This window comes from Sporosarcina sp. PTS2304 (assembly GCF_003351785.1).
In the GTDB taxonomy this organism is placed as follows: domain Bacteria; phylum Bacillota; class Bacilli; order Bacillales_A; family Planococcaceae; genus Sporosarcina.
Map to the genome: position 1 here is coordinate 672613 of NZ_CP031230.1, position 21597 is coordinate 694209.

The 21597-nt window shown below is 39.0% G+C and carries 21 protein-coding genes; 14 read left to right on the top strand and 7 right to left on the bottom strand.

Translation table 11 applies throughout. The features are described from left to right. Positions 1 to 63 precede the first annotated feature (63 nt). The 6 genes from DV702_RS03010 to DV702_RS03035 all read left to right on the top strand — a co-directional run bounded on the left by DV702_RS03010 (position 64) and on the right by DV702_RS03035 (position 4420). Complete coding sequence (locus DV702_RS03010) at positions 64 to 390, top strand: cell division suppressor protein YneA (protein ID WP_114923403.1); 327 nt, start codon at positions 64 to 66, stop codon at positions 388 to 390. Continuing rightward, positions 387 to 1040 (top strand): YneB family resolvase-like protein, encoded by a 654-nt coding sequence (locus DV702_RS03015; RefSeq protein ID WP_114923404.1) that lies wholly within the window; start codon positions 387 to 389, stop codon positions 1038 to 1040. Before DV702_RS03010 ends, DV702_RS03015 begins: the two co-directional genes overlap by 4 nt. 65 nt (positions 1041 to 1105) lie before the next feature. Then, entirely contained in the window at positions 1106 to 1342 is a 237-nt protein-coding gene (locus tag DV702_RS03020) for a DUF896 domain-containing protein (RefSeq protein WP_114923405.1), read from the top strand. A gap of 108 nt (positions 1343 to 1450) precedes the next feature. Then, on the top strand, positions 1451 to 3457 hold the full coding sequence (gene tkt, locus DV702_RS03025; protein WP_114923406.1) for a transketolase: 2007 nt from the start codon (positions 1451 to 1453) through the stop codon (positions 3455 to 3457). Between the two features lie 168 nt (positions 3458 to 3625). Next, complete coding sequence (sirA, locus tag DV702_RS03030) at positions 3626 to 4066, top strand: sporulation inhibitor of replication protein SirA (protein WP_114923407.1); 441 nt, start codon at positions 3626 to 3628, stop codon at positions 4064 to 4066. Positions 4067 to 4183: 117 nt separating this feature from the next. Beyond that, a complete protein-coding gene (locus tag DV702_RS03035) occupies positions 4184 to 4420 on the top strand; it encodes a YneF family protein (protein WP_114925815.1) in 237 nt (78 codons plus the stop codon). A gap of 755 nt (positions 4421 to 5175) precedes the next feature. On the opposite strand, the gene DV702_RS03040 is transcribed toward DV702_RS03035, so the two are convergent. Together DV702_RS03040 and DV702_RS03045 are read right to left on the bottom strand one after the other, a co-directional pair. Next, positions 5176 to 6102, bottom strand: coding sequence for an alpha/beta hydrolase (locus DV702_RS03040; protein ID WP_205407211.1), 927 nt, complete (start codon positions 6100 to 6102; stop codon positions 5176 to 5178). Further along, positions 6096 to 7004, bottom strand: a complete 909-nt coding sequence (locus DV702_RS03045; protein WP_114923408.1) for a hydroxymethylglutaryl-CoA lyase — start codon at positions 7002 to 7004, stop codon at positions 6096 to 6098. Before DV702_RS03045 ends, DV702_RS03040 begins: the two co-directional genes overlap by 7 nt. 129 nt (positions 7005 to 7133) lie before the next feature. Here DV702_RS03045 and DV702_RS03050 point away from each other — a divergent pair, with 129 nt between their 5' ends. From DV702_RS03050 to DV702_RS03060, 3 genes are all read left to right on the top strand, one after another. Further along, positions 7134 to 7403 (top strand): YqkE family protein, encoded by a 270-nt coding sequence (locus DV702_RS03050; protein WP_114923409.1) that lies wholly within the window; start codon positions 7134 to 7136, stop codon positions 7401 to 7403. Positions 7404 to 7482: 79 nt separating this feature from the next. Continuing rightward, positions 7483 to 7908 carry a hypothetical protein gene (locus DV702_RS03055; protein ID WP_114923410.1) on the top strand — a complete coding sequence of 142 codons (426 nt, stop codon included), beginning with the start codon at positions 7483 to 7485 and terminating at the stop codon, positions 7906 to 7908. 49 nt (positions 7909 to 7957) lie between these two features. After that, positions 7958 to 8809, top strand: a complete 852-nt coding sequence (locus tag DV702_RS03060) for an STAS domain-containing protein (protein WP_114923411.1) — start codon at positions 7958 to 7960, stop codon at positions 8807 to 8809. A 44-nt stretch (positions 8810 to 8853) separates the two neighbouring features. Here DV702_RS03060 and serC read toward each other — a convergent pair whose 3' ends face one another. Next, positions 8854 to 9948, bottom strand: a complete 1095-nt coding sequence (gene serC, locus DV702_RS03065; protein WP_205407212.1) for a 3-phosphoserine/phosphohydroxythreonine transaminase — start codon at positions 9946 to 9948, stop codon at positions 8854 to 8856. A gap of 210 nt (positions 9949 to 10158) precedes the next feature. On the opposite strand from serC, the gene DV702_RS03070 reads away from it, so the two are divergent. After that, positions 10159 to 10998: a KPN_02809 family neutral zinc metallopeptidase gene (locus tag DV702_RS03070; RefSeq protein WP_114923413.1), complete on the top strand. Its 840-nt coding sequence runs from the start codon at positions 10159 to 10161 to the stop codon at positions 10996 to 10998. Positions 10999 to 11205: 207 nt separating this feature from the next. Here the strand turns inward: DV702_RS03070 and DV702_RS03075 are convergent, their stop codons facing one another. The 3 genes from DV702_RS03075 to DV702_RS03085 form a co-directional block, all read right to left on the bottom strand. Then, positions 11206 to 12489 (bottom strand): L-lactate MFS transporter, encoded by a 1284-nt coding sequence (locus tag DV702_RS03075; RefSeq protein WP_114923414.1) that lies wholly within the window; start codon positions 12487 to 12489, stop codon positions 11206 to 11208. Positions 12490 to 12634: 145 nt separating this feature from the next. Continuing rightward, positions 12635 to 13480, bottom strand: coding sequence for a formate dehydrogenase accessory sulfurtransferase FdhD (fdhD, locus tag DV702_RS03080; protein WP_114923415.1), 846 nt, complete (start codon positions 13478 to 13480; stop codon positions 12635 to 12637). A 16-nt stretch (positions 13481 to 13496) separates the two neighbouring features. Then, positions 13497 to 13838, bottom strand: coding sequence for a Na-translocating system protein MpsC family protein (locus tag DV702_RS03085; RefSeq protein WP_114923416.1), 342 nt, complete (start codon positions 13836 to 13838; stop codon positions 13497 to 13499). A gap of 261 nt (positions 13839 to 14099) precedes the next feature. Between DV702_RS03085 and fdhF the strand changes: the two genes are divergently transcribed. The 3 genes from fdhF to purU all read left to right on the top strand — a co-directional run bounded on the left by fdhF (position 14100) and on the right by purU (position 18593). Beyond that, positions 14100 to 17024: a formate dehydrogenase subunit alpha gene (fdhF, locus tag DV702_RS03090; protein WP_114923417.1), complete on the top strand. Its 2925-nt coding sequence runs from the start codon at positions 14100 to 14102 to the stop codon at positions 17022 to 17024. Positions 17025 to 17042: 18 nt separating this feature from the next. Further along, positions 17043 to 17531: a helical membrane plugin domain-containing protein gene (locus DV702_RS03095; RefSeq protein WP_114923418.1), complete on the top strand. Its 489-nt coding sequence runs from the start codon at positions 17043 to 17045 to the stop codon at positions 17529 to 17531. A gap of 177 nt (positions 17532 to 17708) precedes the next feature. Continuing rightward, complete coding sequence (gene purU, locus DV702_RS03100) at positions 17709 to 18593, top strand: formyltetrahydrofolate deformylase (RefSeq protein ID WP_240315716.1); 885 nt, start codon at positions 17709 to 17711, stop codon at positions 18591 to 18593. Between the two features lie 34 nt (positions 18594 to 18627). On the opposite strand, the gene DV702_RS03105 is transcribed toward purU, so the two are convergent. Then, positions 18628 to 19491 carry a YitT family protein gene (locus tag DV702_RS03105; protein WP_114923420.1) on the bottom strand — a complete coding sequence of 288 codons (864 nt, stop codon included), beginning with the start codon at positions 19489 to 19491 and terminating at the stop codon, positions 18628 to 18630. Positions 19492 to 19621: 130 nt separating this feature from the next. On the opposite strand from DV702_RS03105, the gene DV702_RS03110 reads away from it, so the two are divergent. Then, positions 19622 to 21550, top strand: coding sequence for a PrkA family serine protein kinase (locus tag DV702_RS03110; protein WP_371682722.1), 1929 nt, complete (start codon positions 19622 to 19624; stop codon positions 21548 to 21550). Positions 21551 to 21597 lie beyond the last annotated feature (47 nt).

The window sequence follows — 21597 nt, forward strand, 5'->3', positions numbered from 1 at the left end:
ATATAATATAAATAACAGGTACGAACGTGTATTCCTAAAAACGAAAATCGAGGAGGATTTATTATGAACTACATGATGAAATTTATTAAAGAAAATTATTATTTTGCGTTATTATTATTAGTGTGTCTATCATTCGCTTGGTATCAATTTGATAAACTGGCGGAAGAAGATCAATACTTGGAAATAGTTATTAATGAAGGAGACACATTATGGGAGCTGGCATCTAATTACTCGGAAGGTATGCCGCGACATCATTGGATTGACCAAGTAATCTCACTAAATGAATTATCAACTGATCAGATCAATTCAGGTGAATTACTGCGACTTCCTATAAAAATAAAAAAAGGATCAGATTCACGAGTTGCAGAATTAGGAGTGGAAGGTAGATGACAGCAAAGAAGTGCGTGATTTATTGTCGTGTGAGTACAGAAAAAGATACACAGGAACAGTCAATTATTAGACAACAAGAAGAGTTAGAACAGCTCGCACAAGAGTTGGAATATGAATGTGTGGAAATATTTACTGATCGTCAAAGTGGCTATGATATGGATCGTGAAGGATTGCTTTCATTAATGGATCGCATACAAGATGGTCATATCGATGCTGTTCTTATTCAAGATGAGACACGCTTAGGCAGAGGGAATGCTAGAGTGGCTATTTTACATGTTATTGCTAAAAGTGAAACGACAGTCATTACGAATCATTCGAACGGTTCAATAGAATTGAATGAAATGGATACTATGTTATTGGAAATTTTAGCGATAGTAGAAGAATATCAACGAAAATTACATAATGCAAAAATTCGTCGCGGGATGAAAAGAGCAGTTCAAAAAGGGTATGATCCATCTTTAAATTTACACTCGATTGATCAAAGTCCAGGAAGGGAGAAATTAGAACTTCCAATGGACGAAATTATTGAACTGCGAAGTAAGGGTTTGACATTTGAAGAAATTGCGAATGTTTTAAAAGGATTAGGTCATTCCGCCAGTAAAGCGACAATTCATAGAAGATATAAAGAGTTTACAGAGCGAGAACACTAATCGTTTGCACTTTACCTCCATGTTGTTTACATTTTAAGTAATGAAATTTTTTGGAGGTTGTTAAAATGTTATCTGAAAAGAAGATGAAACGCATTAATGAACTGGCAAATAAAAAGAAAACTACAGGTTTATCAATCGAAGAAGCAAAAGAACAAACATTATTACGAAAAGAATATTTAGAAACATTCCGTTCTAGTATGCGAGAAACAATTGAGTCTGTAAAAGTGATCGACGCTGAGGGAAATGACGTCACACCTGAAAAAGTAAAAGAAGCAAGACAGAATCAGAAGCCGTTAAATTAATCAATGACAGCTGATTGTCATTGTAATTCTTAGTGAAATTGACTACACTAGAGTAGGAATATGTATCATAAAACACTCTCATGAGACAGGACGGAAAGGATGTACAGAATGACCGAAAAAATCGATCAACTGGCTATAACGACAATCCGAACATTATCAATCGATGCGATTGAAAAAGCCAATTCAGGCCACCCGGGGTTACCAATGGGAGCTGCTCCTATGGCATATACGCTATGGACAAAATATTTACATCATAATCCAGCGAATCCTCAATGGTTTAATCGTGACCGTTTTGTGCTGTCTGCAGGACACGGATCCATGCTATTATACAGCTTGTTACATTTAAGCGGCTATGGTTTGACAATTGACGACATTAAGAATTTTAGACAGTGGGATTCAAAAACACCAGGACATCCAGAATACGGTCATACTGCAGGTGTAGAAGCGACTACAGGGCCATTAGGACAAGGTATTGGAATGGCTGTAGGAATGGCGATGGCTGAAAAGCATTTGGCAGCCACATATAATAAACCTGGATTTGATGTTGTGGATCACCATACATTCGCACTATGTGGAGATGGAGACTTAATGGAAGGTGTAGCTGCAGAAGCGATTTCTTTAGCAGGTCATCTTCAGCTGAATAAACTAGTCGTACTATACGATAGTAATGATATTTCTTTGGATGGTGAGTTAGATAAATCATTCTCTGAAAATATTAGAAAACGTTTTGAGTCATACAATTGGAACTACGCACGTGTGGACGATGGGAATGATATCGAAGCGGTTGGCAAAGCAATTGAAGAAGCAAAAGGTAACACTGGCGGCCCTACAATCATAGAAGTGAAAACTGTGATCGGTTACGGTTCTCCAAACAAGTCCGGTAAAGCCGATGCGCATGGTGCACCGCTTGGTGAAGAAGAAATGGCTCTTACAAAAGACTACTACAAGTGGACATTTGAAGAAAATTTCCATGTGCCGACAGAAGTGTATGAAAACTTTAAACAAGCCGCAGAAGAAAATGGCGCAAAAAAAGAGCAACAGTGGAATGAATTGTTTGAGCAATACGAAAACGAACATAAAGAATTGGCTACACAATTGAAGCAATCTATTACAAACGAACTTCCTGAAGATTTACAAAAGCAAATGCCTGTTTATGAAGTAGGTAAATCTGTTGCCACTCGTTCAGCTTCAGGAGATTCCATTAATGCATTAGCAACTGCAGTACCTTCTTTATTTGGTGGCAGTGCGGACTTGGCAGGCTCTAATAAAACAACGATTAAAAATGCGGGAGATTTCTCTGCTGATGATTATGCCGGCCGTAACATTTGGTTTGGGGTTCGTGAATTTGCGATGGGTACTGCACTGAACGGTATGGCGCTTCATGGCGGTTTATCTGTTTTCGGTGGAACGTTCTTCGTCTTTAGTGACTACGTACGTCCAGCTATTCGTTTATCTGCATTAATGGGCTTGCCAGTTACGTATGTATTCACACATGATAGTGTAGCAGTAGGCGAGGATGGCCCTACTCATGAGCCGGTGGAACAGCTTGCCTCTTTACGTGCAATGCCTGGTTTATCAATTATTCGTCCGGCAGATGGCAACGAAACTTCAGCAGCTTGGTATACAGCGATCACATCAAAAGATACTCCTACTGTACTGGTGCTTTCAAGACAAAATCTAAACACATTGCCGAATTCAAAAGAATTGGCAATGGATTCTGTTCAAAAAGGTGCATATACTATTTCACCAGCTACAAAGGATCAAGCGGATGGTATATTGATAGCTAGTGGTTCTGAAGTGAACTTGGCGGTTGAAGCACAGGCAGCTCTTAAAGAGCAAAATATTGATGTCAGCGTCGTTTCTATGCCATCTTGGGACTTATTTGAAAAACAAGATCAAGCGTACAAAGATTCAGTGCTTCCTAAATCTGTGAAGAAACGAGTAGCAATTGAAATGGGCGCATCACTTGGCTGGCATAAATATGCAGGCGATGAAGGTGTGGTAATGGCGATCGATACATTTGGTGCTAGTGCGCCTGGTGATCTTGTCATTGAGAAATACGGATTCACTGTAGATCATGTTGTAAAGCACATGACAGAACTAGTGAATAACTAATTTATATATAGTAAGATACACAGCTTTCTTCTCAACCAAGAGGAAAGCTGTGTTTTTTTACGGATAGTGAATTCGTAGCTTTACGACAATAATAGTGAGGAAGTTTTCCGTGAAGTGACATGATTTTAAAGGGACAAGCTCTATGATAAAGTTCAGGGGGTGTTCGTTATGAGGAAATATGAAATATTTAAAATTAAATCTGAATATCAATCATTTATTATGGGACGTGAACGTTTGTTATTTGAACTATTAGCAGTTGACCCTTCTACGAACTATCAGGAGATTGAATATTTATGTGATCAGTTACATGATATGGAAATCGATCAGATCATACATCGGAAATTACGTAAGAGTTTTGATAAGATCGACTCTCATTGTAATGAGTATCGGCTTACGCATTTGATTAAAGGGGATGTGTTCATTAAAATGGGAACTCATTGTATTGAAGTGTATTGCCAAGGTTCTAGGATGTTGGACTTGGATTTATTCGTAGCATTGTCTTCTGCAACAGATCGTTTTTTTGCTGTGATGAATGAACAGGAAGAGTGCGGTTGGCTAAAACCAGTCAAATATTCAGAGCGTTTGATACTAGAAAATACAATGATGTGAAAACTTCCGCATAATTCAACAAGAGTCATTGCTATTCACTGCTGCTATGTTGTATAATCCTTCTTGGTAGTATACAATCGAAACATTTTTAGTGAAGGAGGTATGGCAGCAATGACAATGAATTTGATATTAGCGATTGTCTTGATCGTCATCGCATTGATCGGTGGAGTAGCGCTTGGCTTTTTCATCGCACGTAGATATATGATGAAATATTTGAAGGAAAATCCACCAATTAACGAGCAAATGTTACGAATGATGATGATGCAAATGGGACAAAAACCTTCACAGAAAAAAATCAATCAAATGATGGCTCAAATGAACAAAGTACAAGATAAGCCAGATAAAAAGAAATAACAACAACTCCGTGATGGGCTCATGCTTACACGGAGTTTTAATTTTGTATAGCAACAAGCCTATTGATTAACCATATTATATATTTCTTTCGTTCACGTAGTGTAAAACGATTTTGACTATCGCGATTAGATGGAGTAACGCTAACTTAGAGTATCTTGCGGCTTGCGCTTCTAGACGATACGCTTTCCGGAGGGGACGCGGCGGACCCCGCAAAAAAGCGCTGCGGGTTACGCCTGTCGTCCTTAATCCTCCCGGAGTCGATCGTCTTCCATCTTCAGCCGTACTTAGTGTAGGCAAGACAGGTCGATAGTTCTTTGTATGTGGTGAAAAATACGTGAGCTTGTTTAATACTATGTAATATTTTTGAAGTTAAGAAGCGACGAAGTGGTGGAAGCTACTATGATTTTTTCACTTTACTGAGTGGAGAAATGACTCTTTATGTATTCAGCCAGGCAATCCAAAGCTTTACCCACATTGTTCAGGAAGCAGAACATACCATACTTAATTTCTGAACGAACACCAACTGACTTCCCGACACAAACTCAAGGATTCTCCCGAAAGAACCGGCGACTCCTGGAAGATCAGCACGACAGGCGTAAACGCCACGCACTTTTGGCGAGTCCGCCGCGTGCCCTCAGGAAAGCGTCCGGTTCTGTAGGGAGAATCCTAAACGATACACTATCTCTACAACTACTCGTCAAAAGCACTCATTTCCAAATGCCATTTTTTCTTGGATAATACACAGGCTTGGTATATTAAGATAAACGATATCGATGTAAAAAAGTTTGTACCACTCTTTCGTATTCTTCGGGGTTATCGTTATACGATTTGGCATGTTCACCTTTAGCGAAGAGCTTCATCATTTTATCTCCTTCTTTTAATGCATACAGTTCTTCTGTCATATGAGGCAGTATGAATTTATCTTCCAGGCTGTGTATGAATAGAACAGGTTTGTCAATAAACTTCATAACTTCTCGAGGAGATACAGCAGCAGACGTGTAGCCATCACGTATCTTTAAAAATAAATTGGCAACGCGCAAACTCATCGAAGTTTTAAAAGGCATTTCTGTTCGAATAATGTGAAGCAATTGCTCGGAGAAATCGGAGAATGGACAATCAGAAATGTAAAAGTCTGCTTCATCTTCATATGTCCCTGCATATAGTAGAGTCGTTGCCGCCCCCATAGACTCCCCGTGAATACCGACTAAAGCACGTTTGCCTACTCTCTTACGCACAGCTGATATGACTTCTTTTAAATCCATCTTCTCATAAAATCCAAAGCTTGTAGTTTTCCCGCCCGAATCGCCATGCCGCCGATGGTCAAATATAACGGAGTTGAATCCGAGTCGTTCAAATAAGCGGGCATATTTGATAGAATTTACTTTATTTTCAGTTACGCCATGACAAATTACGACCGTTCTTGTCGTGTCTAATGGTCGTAAAAATATAGCACGTAAATTATAGCCATTAGGTGAAGGAATCCATAAATTCTCTTTGCGGACAGTTTCAAACCACTGATTATCAAATCGTTTGGCAAGCATCTCTCGTTGCAAAATAAATTCGGAGTCCTTAATTTTTAAATACATCATTCGATTGGTAACAAGGATGCCGAAAATGGTGAGTATAGCTGTGAAGACACTTGAAATTACACCTACAATAAAAATGAGTCTTCGTCTCAACATATGTGCCCCTCTCTCTTAAATTGTTGATACATAGCTGTCTCAATTGGTCTAGAAAGGTAAGGCTCTACGATTTCAACTGCTTGACAAATAGCGTTCATATTTAATCCAGTTTCGATGTTCAATGATTGTAGCAAGTATAAAACATCTTCTGTTGCCACATTTCCAGTAGCGCCTGGAGCAAACGGACAACCTCCTAGTCCCCCTGCCGATGTATCAAACCGATCGACACCTGCTTGCAGTGCAGCATAAATATTCGTCAGCCCCAATTTGCGTGTATCATGAAAATGAGCAGTCAGTAATTGCTTAGGGAACTGTTCTCTTAAGGCTAAGAAAAGATCATAGCTCATTGCAGGATTTGCCATACCATCCGTATCCGCAACACTTAATTCATCTACATTCATATCGCTGAATTGTCGGCATAAATCAAGCGTTTTCTCCAATTCAATAGAGCCTTCATATGGACAGTGGAAAGCGGTAGAAATACACGCGCGAACAAAGTATCCTTCTTGTTTTAATTGAAGAATGAGAGGTCTTAGCGAATTGACACTCTCTTCCGTAGTGCGATTTATATTTTTTTGATTAAACGTATCACTCACCCCAACAAAAACTGCCATACTTTTAGCGTGAGCTTCCTTTGCTTTCTCTATTCCTTTAGCGTTAGGTGTTAATACGATTTGTCTTCCTTTGTTTTTAATTTGCTGCATAATATCAGCAGCATCCGCCATTTGCGGAACCCATTTAGGTGAAACGAATGAAGTAACTTCCATTTCTTCTATTCCGGCAAGTTGGAGTGCACGAATAAATGATAACTTAATATGTGTCGGGATTTGATTTTTTTCGTTTTGTAACCCATCTCTTGGTCCAACCTCGATTAATGTTACGTTATTTGGTAAACTAAACATAAACATCCCTCCCTTCTTCTATTGTACGTAATAACTTACAATAAGGGCAATTCAAAAACCTTCCTCAATTGCGAACGTCTGAAAGAAACATGTGATAGTACATATAACGTAAAGAAAGTAGTGATAATTATGGCGAAGAAAAAGAAGCAGAATAATAAACAACCGCAAAATCATTACCAAAACACTCGAACTGATGAAACGGCGACATCTCTTTCAGATTTACTGAATGATGATGTACTGGCGAAATTGAAACATACAAAAATAGAATTGGCAGCGATAGAAGAGCAACAAAAAGAGAAAGAAAAGCAACAAAGGATTCAAGAGCGTAAAGATCGTGAAAAAAATAAAAGCTTTGAAGAGTTATTAGAAGAGTATGGAGACGCTGGAACAAAATATTAAGCACACCCGCTATAGTGTAAGTATTTGCTGTATAATGAGCAATAATACAAAATAGAATTTGTATTTGGGAGGTATTTTCATGAAATTCCTGCACATCGTTTATTGTGAAAAAGATGCAATTAATCAGTTGCATTTATCAGATACTCAGATTTCAAAAGTCCACCAAGCGCCTATTGAACATGCGATTGTACATTGGATGAGGAAAAATGTAGTGTTGCCAATAGAAATTAATAGTATTACATATTATGATTTCCCTAAAGACAAAGTCGAACTTTTTTATGATATTTTAACAAAAGCTCATGCGCAACAGTCACAACAATCAGCACGTCCGTGGAAGTACTTACCTATTCCAGATGAAGAAGAGTATCCATATAAAATTGCGGAATACGAGAAGGAATACGGAACAGTTTACTATGATTCATTGTACAAATACATAACAGCGATTGGTGTGATTTTACAGATTTTTGATTTTGAGACTAAACGATTATTAGTTTGTATTAAATGATAGAGTTACTTAATGTATGTGACGACTGTAGGGGCCAGGGGGAGAAAACATGAAACGTATTGACTTAGAGCTGTATGAATATTTGGTATCCAAATTTCCGGAGATCACAGAAGTATGGTTAGCCATGAGAAGAGTAGAGGAAGGTTCCATTTATTCACTTACAGCGAGTGAGAAAATGGAACAAAAATTGCGTGAGCAAAACAGACTGACGATCTTAACGATTACGAGTAGCTTATTAGAAGATCCAAAATTGTTCGAGAAAAATAAAAAAGAATGGGCAGAAGTCGTGGCTCTTAGCCGAGTGAATAGTAATACACCGATTGAAGATGTACTTGAAGCGTTAAGTAATGTACGCTTAACCTATTGGAGATTTTTAAAAGGGTTTTATGTTACGAATGAAGAACGAATAACAATTAAAGATTATGTTCGTTGGAGTGAAACAATTAACAGTGCATTTGATCAAATTTATGTTGATTTTGCTGAAACGTACAATAAATTTATGAGTACTAAACTCACAGCTCAACAAACGTTAATCAATGAATTAAGCTCACCTGTGATAAAGTTAACACCTACTATAGGTGTAATGCCGCTCATTGGGGACATGGATGATGTACGTGCAAGAGTCATGTTACAGAGTATTCCAGAAAAGTGCTTGGAAACAGATATCATACATTTGTTCATCGATTTATCGGGTGTTTCAGTAATAGACACATTAGTGGCACAACAAATTTTCCGATTAACTCAAGTGCTTTCCTTACTTGGTACTAAATGCACCATTACGGGGATCCGACCCGAAATCGCTCATGCTTCAACTGAATTAGGATTGGATTTTACTACTATCGAAACATTTAGTTCATTGCAACAAGCATTTTCAAAAGAGTTTAAAGTTATCGCAAATTAAAAGCTAGGTGATTCTATAAAGGAATCACCTAGCTTTGTTACTTTTTATTTATGTTTTGCTTGAAAGTCCACCATAAATTGTTTTAAAGCTTCACATGCAGCATATGGAACTGCGTTATATGCTGATGCGCGGCATCCACCGACAGAACGGTGACCGTTTAAACCGACAAAACCGGCTTCTTTCGCCTCTTGTAAGAACTGTTTTTCTAGTTGCTCATCAGCTACACGGAATGTAATGTTCATCAATGAACGGCTGTCTTTTTCCGCATGTCCTGTATAGAAACCATTGCTGTTATCAATCACATTATAAATCAAGTTTGCTTTTTCTTCGTTATTCTTCGCAATCTTGTCTAGTCCACCTTGTTGTTCCATCCAGCCTAATACTTCACCTAACATATAAATTCCAAAAGAAGGTGGCGTGTTATAGAGTGAATTATTTGAAGCGTGTGTGCTGTATTTTAAAATAGTAGGAATTGAGGAATTTGCATTTTCTAATAAATCTTTACGGATAATGGCGACTGTTACGCCAGAAGGCCCGAGATTCTTTTGTGCACCAGCATAGATCATGCCAAATTTACTAACATCTACTGGGCGTGACAAAATATCACTAGACATATCCGCAATTAAAGGAATATTTCCTGTGTCAGGGAATTCTTGGAACTGAGTACCGAAGATTGTATTATTAGAAGTAATGTGAACATATGCATCCTGCTCATCAAACGTAATTTCTTCAGTGGATGGAACGCGATTATAATTCGTCCCTTTCGTTGAAGCTGCTTCATACACTTCACCGATTGTCTTCGCTTCTTTAAGTGCTTTATCAGACCAGGCGCCCGACATAATATAGCTGGCTTTTTTCCCTGCAGAAAGGAAGTTCATAGGAATCATTGCGAATTGTAGGCTCGCTCCACCTTGTAAAAATAACACTTCGTAATTTTCGGGAATAGAGAATAATGAGCGTAAACGGTTAATTGCTTGATTATGTACTTCCTCGTAAGTTGCACTGCGGTGACTCATTTCCATGATCGACATTCCCGATTCTTTAAAATCTACAAGCTCCGACTGTGCTTTTTCTAAGACTTCACGCGGAAGAGCGGATGGACCCGCATTAAAGTTATATACAGACTTCTGATTACTCAACAAAATCACTCCTTCATAAATTTACAACACTACGTAAAGTATATATGAAAAAATGAACATGTGAAATAGATAACTGTAGTTTCACAATAAATACATTTTTACTCTTCATGTTCGCCTGTTTGCTAACGTGAAAACTCGGGTACATTGTAAGCAACTACAGTGTACATAATACGCGTTAAGTAGACAGTTAGAATTGTTGGAGGGGATGTCATGAAAACAGATGGACGGAGAAAAAGTACGAATGTCGAAGATAGAAGAGGTAGAGGTGGAGGCGGTGCTATTGCATTAGGTGGCGGTGGTCTAGGCATTGTCGGTATTATACTCTTTTTATTGTTAGGAGGTAATCCTACAGAGTTAATAAACAATAATGCGACAGCACCCAATCAGCCCTATGTGGAGACTGAACAGGATCGGGAGTTGGCTGATTTTGTTTCTGTCGTTTTAGCTGACACAGAAGATATTTGGACAGAGCTTTTCCAACAACAAGGTCTCACGTATGAAAATCCTACGTTAGTTCTTTATACAGGACAGGTGGACACGGCTTGTGGATACGGAAGTGCTGCCGCCGGACCGTTTTATTGCCCGGGTGATCAAAAGCTTTATATCGATTTACAATTTTATAATGAATTACAGACTACATTTAAAGCACCTGGAGATTTTGCTATGGCTTATGTTATAGCGCATGAAGTAGGGCATCATGTGCAAACATTGCTAGGAATTTCTGATCAAGTAATGCCGTTGAGACAAAAAATGAGTGAAGAACAATTCAATAAATACTTAGTGCGTTTTGAATTACAGGCAGATTACTTTGCCGGTGTATGGGCGCATCATGCACAAGGACGAGGATATTTAGAACGCGGAGATTTACAAGAAGCTATTACTGCTGCGGGTGCCGTTGGTGATGATACAATTCAAAAAAGAGCAAGAGGTTATGTCGTTCCTGAGAGCTTTACACATGGTACAGCTACACAACGAATATACTGGTTCGAACATGGTTTTGAGTTAGGTACTATTGCAGGCGGCGATACTTTTAACGAAACAGAAAAATAAACGCAGTTATTTATCACCGTTTGTAATATGCGGTAGTCAGTAGTAATTCTCACTTCCTATAGAACAATGAAAGGTATATTTTCTTTCATCATTTTAAACTCCTCTAAAATAACTAGCTAATAGAAGATTCGATTTCATAAGAATAGGGCTATCCTAGAAACTCAGATATCACTGACTTTCTGGACAGCCCTTTTGTTATTCACTGTTTTATTTAGTAGCTGCTACTTGTGGTGCTGCAGTCGTCTTAAGTCCTTCTTGTTCATTACGTAACCTTTTAATGTCCACTCTAATCAATAAAGAGATGACTAAAGCGACTGCAAATAATCCAGCGAAGAATAATAAACTACTTTCATAGCTTCCTGTTGTATCTTTCATCCATGCCGCAAACATCGGACCCGCTACACCTGCAGCAGACCAAGCTGTTAAAATATAACCATGGATTGCCCCGAGTTGTCTAGTGCCAAAAATGTCCCCAATGTATGCAGGAATTGAAGCGAACCCTCCGCCATAGCATGTGTAAATGATTGCCAGAATCACTTGGAATATAATTGCGTTCGTTGTGAATGGCAAGATAGAAAATAAAATTAACTGAACAACGAAAAATGTAGTGTACGTATTCGGACGACCAATATAGTCGGAAATAGCGGCCCAACCAAGTCTTCCGGCGCCATTAAATACACCTAGCACTCCGACTAAAGCTGCGGCTTGGACAGTAGTCATTCCAATACTGTCTATTGCCATAGGTTTAGCAGCGGAAAGAATAGCAATTCCACAAGTTACATTAATAAATAGCATGAGCCATAAATAATAAAAACGTTTTGTTTTCACTGCTTGATTGGCTGTTAATTGTGCCAAATCTTGTTTAATCTCTGTTTTTCCAGACTGCACTTTCTCAATAAAACCAGGCGGTGCCCATCCTTCTTCAGGTTTCTCAAGGTAAAGTGAGGAAAGTAACATTATAGTAAAATAAGAAATCCCTAATATAAAGAATGTTTTTTGTAATCCTACATTGACAATCAAATATTCCATAATCGGACTGCTAATTGCTGCGGCAAATCCAAAGCCCATAATGGCTAAACCTGTAGCAAGTCCTCTCCGATCCGGAAACCATTTGACGAGAGTAGATACAGGGGCTATGTACCCGACGCCTAGACCAATACCTCCAAGCATTCCGTAAAAAATATACAGCATTGGTAATGAAGACATGCCGACTGCTAATCCTGATCCGGTTACTCCGACGCCAAAGAATAATGCAGCTAGCAACCCTGCTTTTCGAGGCCCGTATTTTTCAACGAAATGCCCTAAAAATGCCGCAGATAAACCAAGAAATAAAATAGCGATACTAAACGTAAGCTGCACTTGACTTGTACTCCAGCCAAATTCCTCTATCAATGGATTTGTAAAGTTACTCCATGCATAAACGGATCCGATAGAAATGTGGATACCAACTGCTGAAAGAGCAATGAGCCACCTGTTCTTTGTCTTTTTCATTCATCATCTTCCCCTTTGTGAACTGAAATTTTTGCACTCCTTTTCTCCCCTTGTCTACTAAGTAAAATAAACTAAAGTCCTATATGTTCCTACACCTAACAATAATACAAACGAAACACGATTAGGATTAAGGTGTATAGTAGTATTAATTCACACAATTGTCAATATTATCTTTTGTGAACGTATCCATTATCTTATCATCACCTATCAGAATCCTCTTCGGATGAGTATATAAATTAAAAGTGGATCCCCGTATAAAACCTACTGTTGTAATTCCTAAATCTTGAGCTAACGTCAAAGCCAATTCAGTTGGAGCCGATTTTGAAAGAACAATTTCACAGCCGATCTTTGCCACTTTTAATAAAATTTCTGAAGAAATGCGTCCGCTGAAAACAATAATTTTGTTTTGAACAGAAATTTGATTTTTTAAACAATGCCCGTAAATTTTATCGAGCGCATTATGACGTCCAATATCCATTCTAGAAACTAAGAGTCCATCTGGATCACATAAAGCTGCGTTGTGAACTCCACCTGTATGTCGGAACATATCTGCCTGTTGTTCCATTTGAGCCATTAACGAAAATATCTGTTCAGGTGCCAGTTGAACAGATATTCCTTTCATTCTTTTGGCAGTCAATGCATCACTCGCGAAGATGAATCCTTGTCTGCTCATACCGCAGCAAGACGTAATATAGCGTTTGTTTTGCAATTGTTCAAAGAAAGGATAGACTAAGTCAGTCTGAACATGAATAAAGCCATTTTCCAAATCTAAGTGAATATCCTTGATCTGTTCCCATTTCGGAACTACACCTTCAGAAGCTAAAAAACCGATCGTCATATCCTCGATATATTCCGGTGTACAGACAATAGTGGCAAATTCCTGCCCATTGAGTTTAATAGTCACAGCATATTCTGTAGCCACTTGATCTTTTTTTGAGTTCCATTCTCCATTTTGATAGCGGATAATAGATCGTTGCTGCTGTTGTTCCATTGGGATCGCCTCCTTTTCAATCGATTGCCCGATCAAATAAAAATACTGAAACTGCAATATCATCATCGATTTTAAAATCACTAAATAAATGCAAAAGTTTTGCTTCTACTATTTCTTCTAAACCTTCCGGGGGCTTTTCAGCGTAGACTGCTTGAATCATTGACGTGCGCGCTCCGTGAACAATCTTTTTACCTTCTGGTGTTCTGGCGATAAATTTTTCAGTTGGTGTCAAATTTCCGTAAAGAGTGGAAACTGCCATATTATCAACAAAAATTGTGTGAATCCGCTCAGGCCCTTTACCGAATAAGTCTTTTCTTAGTTTACGAATAATATCGTTGAACTCGTGGATTTTTTTCATGTGATGACTCCTCACTTTTATTTACTGAATAATTAGAATTTTATTTTGTAGGCATTGTATTAAATGCTCTATTACTTTATACTAAATATAGAAATGTTGAAACCCTAGTACGTGATTGCTAGGGCTTTACCTATCTATCTGTAATAGTAAATACGGATTGGTTCTTTAGCAAGTCCTGTTAAGAAACTATTCCACCATGAAAAAATGCCGTGTGAACCGGTTTTTCATGGTGGATTTTTATTTGAGAAGGAGGATGCCAAAATGTCTATTTCAATTAACGATCAAATAATTAATTTTGAAGAGGGTTCAACATTAATTCAAATAATTAACGCCAATAAAATTGAGCATCCACAAATTTGTCATTTACCTGAAGTGGATCCGATTGAAACGTGTGACACATGTATCGTAGAAGTGAATGGGGAGTTGACACGTGCCTGTTCTACAAAAGCAGTGGATGGCATGGATGTTCAACTGTCTTCTCCGCGTGCAAAAGCTGCACAAACAGAAGCGATGGATCGTATATTGGAAAATCATTTATTGTATTGTACCGTATGTGATAATAATAATGGCAATTGTAAAGTTCATAATACCGTAGCATTGATGGAAGTCGAGCATCAAAAATATCCATATGAACCAAAATGTTCGAAAGATGCTGTAGATTTTACACATCCATTTTACCGTTATGATCCAAACCAGTGTATTGCCTGCGGACAATGTGTGGAAGTATGTCAGAATCTTCAAGTCAACGAAACACTGTCTATTGACTGGGAGCGTGATCGACCTATCGTATTGTGGGACGGTGGCGCCAAAATCAATGAGTCTTCATGTGTAGGTTGCGGCCATTGTATAACGGTTTGCCCGTGTAATGCACTGATGGAGAAAACAATGCTTGGCGAAGCTGGTTTCATGACGAAGATGAGTGATGAGTTAATGGAGCCGATGGTAGATTTGATTAAAGAAGTAGAGCCCGGGTACAGCAGTATTATGGCTCTTTCCGATGTTGAGTCAGCTATGCGCGAAGCAAAGATTAAAAAAACGAAAACAGTTTGTACATTTTGCGGCGTAGGATGTTCGTATGAAGTGTGGACAAAAGATCGTAAAATTTTAAAAATCCAACCAGTTTCCGATGCGCCGGTCAACCAGATTTCTACATGTGTGAAAGGAAAATTTGGTTGGGACTTTGTCAATAGTGAAGAGCGCATTACATCACCTCTCATCCGTAAAGGCGATGAGTTTGTTGAAGCCTCATGGGAAGAAGCGCTTGATTTAGTAGCAGAAAACTTAGGTAAAATCCGAGATGAACATGGAAGAGATGGCGTAGGAATTATTTCTTCATCCAAAATTACGAATGAGGAAAACTACGTCATTCAAAAGTTCGCTCGTCAGGTGTTTAAAACGAATAACGTAGATAACTGCTCACGCTACTGCCAATCTCCTGCTACTGACGGACTGTTTCGGACGGTCGGAATGGGTGGAGATGCCGGAACGATTCAAGATATTGCACAGGCTGGACTCGTCATTATTGTAGGAGCAAACCCTGCTGAAGGGCATCCAGTACTAGCTACACGTGTAAAACGTGCACATAAGTTACACGGACAAAAACTTATTGTGGCAGATTTACGAAAACACGAAATGGCAGAACGTGCAGATATCTTTATGACTCCACAGCAAGGAACAGACCAAGTGTGGCTGATGGCTGTGACGAAGTATGTAATCGATCAAGGCTGGCATGATCAGCAATTTATCGATGAAAATGTTTTGCATTTTGAAGATTTCAAAACTGTATTAGATCGTTATACGCTCGAGTATGCGGAAGAAATAACAGGTATCTCAAAAGATGTCTTAATTCATACAGCTGAATTAATTCGTGATGCTGACGGGACGTGTATTCTTTGGGGCATGGGTGTAACACAAAATACAGGGGGTTCTGATACGTCAGCAGCTATTTCAAACTTACTGCTTGCGACAGGCAATTACCGTAGGCCCGGTGCAGGAGCCTATCCGCTACGAGGGCACAATAACGTTCAAGGGGCTTGCGACATGGGAAGTCTGCCAGGTTGGTTGCCAGGTTATCAGCATATTACAGACGACGTAGCACGTGAAAAGTTTGAACGTGCGTATGGAGTAGAGATTGAAGGGAAGCCTGGTCTAGACAATATTCAGATGCTTCACTCGATAGATGAAGGCGTCATGAAAGGTATGTATATTGTTGGAGAAGATATGGCATTAGTGGATTCCAATGCAAACTACGTTCATGATGTTCTTTCCAAATTGGATTTCTTAGTAGTCCAAGATATATTCTTTTCACGCACCGCACAATATGCGAATGTTATTTTACCTGCAGTACCTTCTTTAGAAAAAGACGGTACATTCACAAATACGGAAAGACGAGTGCAGCGTTTATATAAAGCATTGCCGAATAAAGGAAACTCACGTCAAGATTGGTGGATTATTCAAGAGGTCGCGAATCGTCTAGGGCAGCAGTGGAACTATAGTCATCCCCGTGATATTTTTGAAGAAATGACAAGCTTGAGTCCAATGTTTAGCGAAGCTTCTTATGACGTACTAGAAGATTGGGGAAGTTTCCTTTGGGGAAGTTTAGATGGAAAGAGCACGCCGTTATTGTATACGGAAGGCTTCAATTTCCCGGATAAAAAAGCACGTTTCGCCTTGTCAGATTGGGTGGAGCCGGTTAAATTCCCAGACGAATTCGATTTACACATTAATAATGGTCGTATGCTTGAACACTTCCATGAAGGTAATATGACGAATAAATCAGAAGGAATTCAAGAAAAGGTTCCGAATATTTATGTAGAAATATCGCCTGAACTGGCCGAAGAACGAGGTGTCGTAACAGGTACCTATGTCCGACTTATTTCTCCTTATGGAGCGTTAAAGTTACCAGCGCTAGTTACCGGCCGAGTACAAAAAAATGAATTGTTTTTACCGATGAACTCCGTTGAGAAGAAATCTGCAATTAACTTCTTAACAGGTCCAGCAACTGACCAGCGAACGAACACACCAGCATATAAGCAGACTAAAGTTCGCATGGAAGTGCTTCCGCAAACAGGAGACAATCCATTGCCAAAGACTAATCACAGAGATAAGAAAAGACATCCTCAAAATGGCGTAGAAGTTCAAAGAAAGTGGAATCGACCAGGATATGTTCAATTAACAGATCAATAAATTGTGAGGTGAGTGAGCATGGCAACACCGATAACTTCTATTAAGAAAACCGAGCGAACGGAAATGGAAGTCCAGCAAGAGAAATTGGCCGATTTGCAGAAACAGCTAGCAGAGCAAGAAGAGTCACTTCAAAAGCTGATAGAAATTACAAGTGAATTGCATACTATCGGCGCGTTAGACGCGTTACAAGCAATGTTACAATCAAAAGAAAAAATTGCAGGCATTGCGGTAGGTCAAGTATCCAGAGAACCGGTGACGAATATATTGAATAACTTGTTGGCGGCTGCTGGGACATTAACAGCTGTTAATCCAGCGACGGTTCAGCAACTTTCACATAGTGTGCAACAAGGATTACATGAGGCGGAACAGGGTGTGGAAGAAGGACAGAAAACCGGTGTTCTTCAATTGATGAAGGCTATCAATGATCCCGATATTAACCGTGCTGTAACGTTCGGGATGAATTTCCTGAAAGGTATGGGAAAAGGGTTAAATGATCCGACTGAATAACAAACCTTTGCGAAAAACATGAAAATGCTTCATACTATAATATAAGATTAAAACAGTTCTCCAGCATCCTTTCTATTATATAGAAGGAAGCTGGGGAAATTTATCTGAGTAGAAGTAGAAGATTTAACTTAATTAGTAGGAGATGGAAAATATATGTCAACAAAAAGTCAGGTAGCCATGCAATTAGAAGAACAATCAGCTTCACTAAAAAATATCGGAAGACTACTAGTCAAATGTTCCGACAAACCAGGAATTGTTGCTGCAGTTTCAACCTTTTTACTAAATCATCAAGCAAACATCGTTGAATCTAGTCAATATTCCACAGATCCTGAAGGTGGGATGTTTTATCTGCGCATTGAATTCCACGCAGAAAATTTATTGCAAAAGAAACAGCAACTCGAAAGTGATTTTCAAAAAGTGGCGGATGAACATGAATTAGAATACCGTTTTTCCTATGCGGTAGAGTTAAAACGCACGGCTATTTTCGTCTCAAAAGAGCCTTACTGCTTAATGGAACTATTGTGGGAGTGGCAAAACGGTGATTTGAATACAGATATTGTCGTTGTTATTAGTAATCATGAAGATGCGAGAAGCATGGTAGAAGCTCTCGGGATACCGTTCCATTATATTCCGGCCAACAAAGACATTCGCCAAGAAGTAGAGCAACAGCAAATTAAGTTAATGGAAGAATACGAAGTCGATGTACTGGTGCTAGCACGGTATATGCAAATACTAACTCCTGATTTCGTTAGTCATTTCCCGAACCAAATTATCAATATCCACCATTCATTTTTGCCCGCATTTATTGGTGCAAAGCCTTATGAACGAGCGTTTGGACGCGGAGTAAAACTAATCGGAGCCACATCACATTATGTAACAAATGATTTAGATGAAGGTCCAATTATCGAACAAGATATCGAGCGTGTCGATCACCGTGATGATACAGTTCAATTAAAGAAAATCGGCCGTACAATCGAGCGGCGAGTGCTTGCGCGTGCGGTGAAATGGCATATTGAAGACCGTATTATTGTAGAGAACAATAAAACTATTGTATTTCATTAAAACGAACCCATCTCAGTTTTGAGATGGGTTCGTTTTAGTGTATAGGAGACTTAAACGTAGCGCCATGTGTTTCTTGTGTATTCATAATTGTTAAAAATGCGGAAGGATCGATGTCAGTGGCAATTTGTTTGAGTTTGGAGATCTCTAGTCGAGTGACTACTACGTAGATGACATCCTTCTCATTATCTGTATAGCCGCCACGACCATGCAATTTCGTAATACTTCTTCCAAGACGCAGACGAATCGCTTCACCCATCTCTTCGTATTCATCCGAAATAATAATGACTGCTTTTGTCTCGTCCAATCCTTGAATGACGATGTCAATAGCTTTCGATGCAATATAATACGTAATGATCGAGTACATCGCCTTTTCTGGTCCTAATACAAAACCTGCCCATCCGAAAATGAATAGATTGAAAAACATAACGAATTCTCCGACGCTGTAAGGGATTTTACGTGTAAGCAAAATTCCAAGAATCTCCGTGCCATCTAATGCTCCACCATTACGAATGATCGTCCCAACACCCGCACCGAGCAATAGTCCGCCAAAGACGGTTGCGAGCAGCGGATCTGTTACGAAGGGTCCTAGTGATTTAAGTGGGAACTCGACAATTGCCAGCAAAGCAATAGCGTACGAAGAAGAAATAAAGAAGTTCTTACCAATATGTTTATAACCGAAAAATAAGAAAGGAAGGTTACAAATTAAAATAAGAATCCCAAAAGGTACTCCCGTGATGAAATTCAATATAAGTGCGATACCGATAATTCCGCCGTCAATGACTGAATTTGGTATGAGAAATAAATCTAAGGCAATGGCCGTAACGACTACCCCGATAGAAATGAATAGATAGCGTCTAAGTAAATGACCGATCGTTTCTTTTTTATGTTGTTTCCTCATAAAACTCCCCTTTTCTACACCCCGTACTTTCTATCTTAACGGAATCTTAAGCTGTAGCCTAGTAAGAATTAAAGAAATTCCTTTTTTTGTCCAAATGCTTGATGAATCATTTCGTTCTGTACAACATACGATGACATATCACAGCCTACTTGGAGGAGATACGTTGGATATTATAAATCAGTTGCATAACTATCGTAGAGAAGAAAATGAATTAAAGTGGGAAGGAACGTTTAAAGACTATTTGAATTTACTAAAAGAACGGAAAGAAGTTGCGCAGACAGCTCATTCACGTATTTATGAGATGATTAATAGTGCGGGTGTTGAAAAGAAAAATGGTCGAAAAGTATATAATTTCTTTAATAAAGAACTGTTTGGTTTAGAAGAGTCCATTGAACGTTTAGTAGAAGAGTATTTTCATCCGGCAGCGAAGCGTTTGGACGTAAAGAAGCGTGTGCTGTTACTGATGGGACCTGTCAGTGGAGGGAAGTCTACAATTGTCACAATGTTAAAAAGAGGCCTAGAACAATATTCACGCACAGATGAAGGGGCTGTCTACGCTATAAAAGGCTGTCCAATGCATGAAGACCCTTTGCATCTCATCCCTCTACCGTTGCGTCAATCATTTTATGAAGAGTACGGTATTCGAATTGAAGGCAGTCTGTCTCCATTAAATAGTTTGCGTCTCGAAGAAGAATATGACGGCAACATTGAAGATGTACTAGTAGAACGAATTTTATTTTCAGAAGACCGCAGAGTAGGGATCGGTACGTTCACTCCTTCAGACCCCAAATCCCAAGATATAGCGGATCTGACAGGAAGTATCGATTTTTCAACTATAGCGGAGTATGGTTCCGAGTCAGATCCACGCGCGTATCGATTTGACGGGGAGTTAAATATAGCCAATCGAGGAATGATGGAATTCCAAGAGATGCTGAAATTAGATGAGAAATTTCTATGGCACTTATTGTCATTGACGCAGGAAGGAAATTTTAAGGCTGGAAGGTTTGCGCTTATCAGTGCAGATGAATTGATTGTTGCCCATACGAATGAAACCGAATACCGATCGTTTATTAGCAATAAAAAGAATGAAGCGCTACATTCGCGATTAATTGTCATCCCGATACCGTATAACTTAAAAGTAAGCGCAGAGGAAAAAATCTACCAGAAAATGATTCAGGAAAGTGATATGGCACATGTGCATATTGCACCGCATGCGTTACGGGTGGCTGCAATATTTTCTGTTTTATCCCGATTGAAAGCCTCTAAAAAACAAGGGGTAGACCGCTTAAAAAAGTTGCGTCTATATGATGGTCAAAGTGTAGAAGGCTTTAATGATGCAGATACAGAAGAGCTGAAAAATGAATTTATTGATGAAGGAATGGATGGTGTCGATCCACGTTATGTCATCAACCGAATTTCTTCTGCAATTATACGCAAAGAAACACCTAGCATAAATGCGCTCGACGTATTGCGCTCATTAAAAGACGGGTTCGATCAGCACGCATCGATATCTGTAGAAGACCGTGAAACGTATATGAACTATATTTCGATGGCGCGTAAAGAATATGATGAAATCGCAAAAAAAGAAGTTCAAAAAGCATTTGTGTATTCTTATGAAGAATCTGCAAAAACATTGATGGATAACTATTTGGACAATGTAGAAGCATTTTGCAATAAAAATAAATTGCGTGATCCATTGACTGGGGAAGAAGTAAATCCAGATGAAAAACTGATGCGTTCATTGGAAGAACAAATCGGTATTTCTGAGAATGCCAAAAAAGCGTTCCGCGAAGAGATTTTGATTCGTATCTCTGCTTATGCACGTAAAAACCAGCGCTTCGACTACCGTTCACATGATCGATTACGTGAGGCGATCCAAAAGAAATTATTTGCTGATCTAAAGGATGTAGTAAAAATAACCACTACATCCTCGACGCCTGACGAGACACAACTTAAGAAAATGAATGATGTTGTTGCACGTCTGGTGGATGAGCATGGCTATAATTCGGTTTCGGCAAATGAACTATTGCGGTATGTCGGTAGTTTATTGAATCGATAACTACAATATGAATTCAGTATCCAAAAGCTTACAGCAAAAGCGAACAC

Bases quoted from the DNA above. Each gene is read 5' to 3' on its own strand.
- DV702_RS03010 (WP_114923403.1), top strand. From the start codon at position 64: ATGAACTACATGATGAAATTTATTAAAGAAAATTATTATTTTGCGTTA.
- DV702_RS03015 (WP_114923404.1), top strand. From the start codon at position 387: ATGACAGCAAAGAAGTGCGTGATTTATTGTCGTGTGAGTACAGAAAAA.
- DV702_RS03020 (WP_114923405.1), top strand. From the start codon at position 1,106: ATGTTATCTGAAAAGAAGATGAAACGCATTAATGAACTGGCAAATAAA.
- tkt (WP_114923406.1), top strand. From the start codon at position 1,451: ATGACCGAAAAAATCGATCAACTGGCTATAACGACAATCCGAACATTA.
- sirA (WP_114923407.1), top strand. From the start codon at position 3,626: ATGAGGAAATATGAAATATTTAAAATTAAATCTGAATATCAATCATTT.
- DV702_RS03035 (WP_114925815.1), top strand. From the start codon at position 4,184: ATGAATTTGATATTAGCGATTGTCTTGATCGTCATCGCATTGATCGGT.
- DV702_RS03040 (WP_205407211.1), bottom strand. From the start codon at position 6,102: ATGTTGAGACGAAGACTCATTTTTATTGTAGGTGTAATTTCAAGTGTC.
- DV702_RS03045 (WP_114923408.1), bottom strand. From the start codon at position 7,004: ATGTTTAGTTTACCAAATAACGTAACATTAATCGAGGTTGGACCAAGA.
- DV702_RS03050 (WP_114923409.1), top strand. From the start codon at position 7,134: ATGGCGAAGAAAAAGAAGCAGAATAATAAACAACCGCAAAATCATTAC.
- DV702_RS03055 (WP_114923410.1), top strand. From the start codon at position 7,483: ATGAAATTCCTGCACATCGTTTATTGTGAAAAAGATGCAATTAATCAG.
- DV702_RS03060 (WP_114923411.1), top strand. From the start codon at position 7,958: ATGAAACGTATTGACTTAGAGCTGTATGAATATTTGGTATCCAAATTT.
- DV702_RS03070 (WP_114923413.1), top strand. From the start codon at position 10,159: ATGAAAACAGATGGACGGAGAAAAAGTACGAATGTCGAAGATAGAAGA.
- DV702_RS03075 (WP_114923414.1), bottom strand. From the start codon at position 12,489: ATGAAAAAGACAAAGAACAGGTGGCTCATTGCTCTTTCAGCAGTTGGT.
- fdhD (WP_114923415.1), bottom strand. From the start codon at position 13,480: ATGGAACAACAGCAGCAACGATCTATTATCCGCTATCAAAATGGAGAA.
- DV702_RS03085 (WP_114923416.1), bottom strand. From the start codon at position 13,838: ATGAAAAAAATCCACGAGTTCAACGATATTATTCGTAAACTAAGAAAA.
- fdhF (WP_114923417.1), top strand. From the start codon at position 14,100: ATGTCTATTTCAATTAACGATCAAATAATTAATTTTGAAGAGGGTTCA.
- DV702_RS03095 (WP_114923418.1), top strand. From the start codon at position 17,043: ATGGCAACACCGATAACTTCTATTAAGAAAACCGAGCGAACGGAAATG.
- purU (WP_240315716.1), top strand. From the start codon at position 17,709: ATGCAATTAGAAGAACAATCAGCTTCACTAAAAAATATCGGAAGACTA.
- DV702_RS03105 (WP_114923420.1), bottom strand. From the start codon at position 19,491: ATGAGGAAACAACATAAAAAAGAAACGATCGGTCATTTACTTAGACGC.
- DV702_RS03110 (WP_371682722.1), top strand. From the start codon at position 19,622: ATGACATATCACAGCCTACTTGGAGGAGATACGTTGGATATTATAAAT.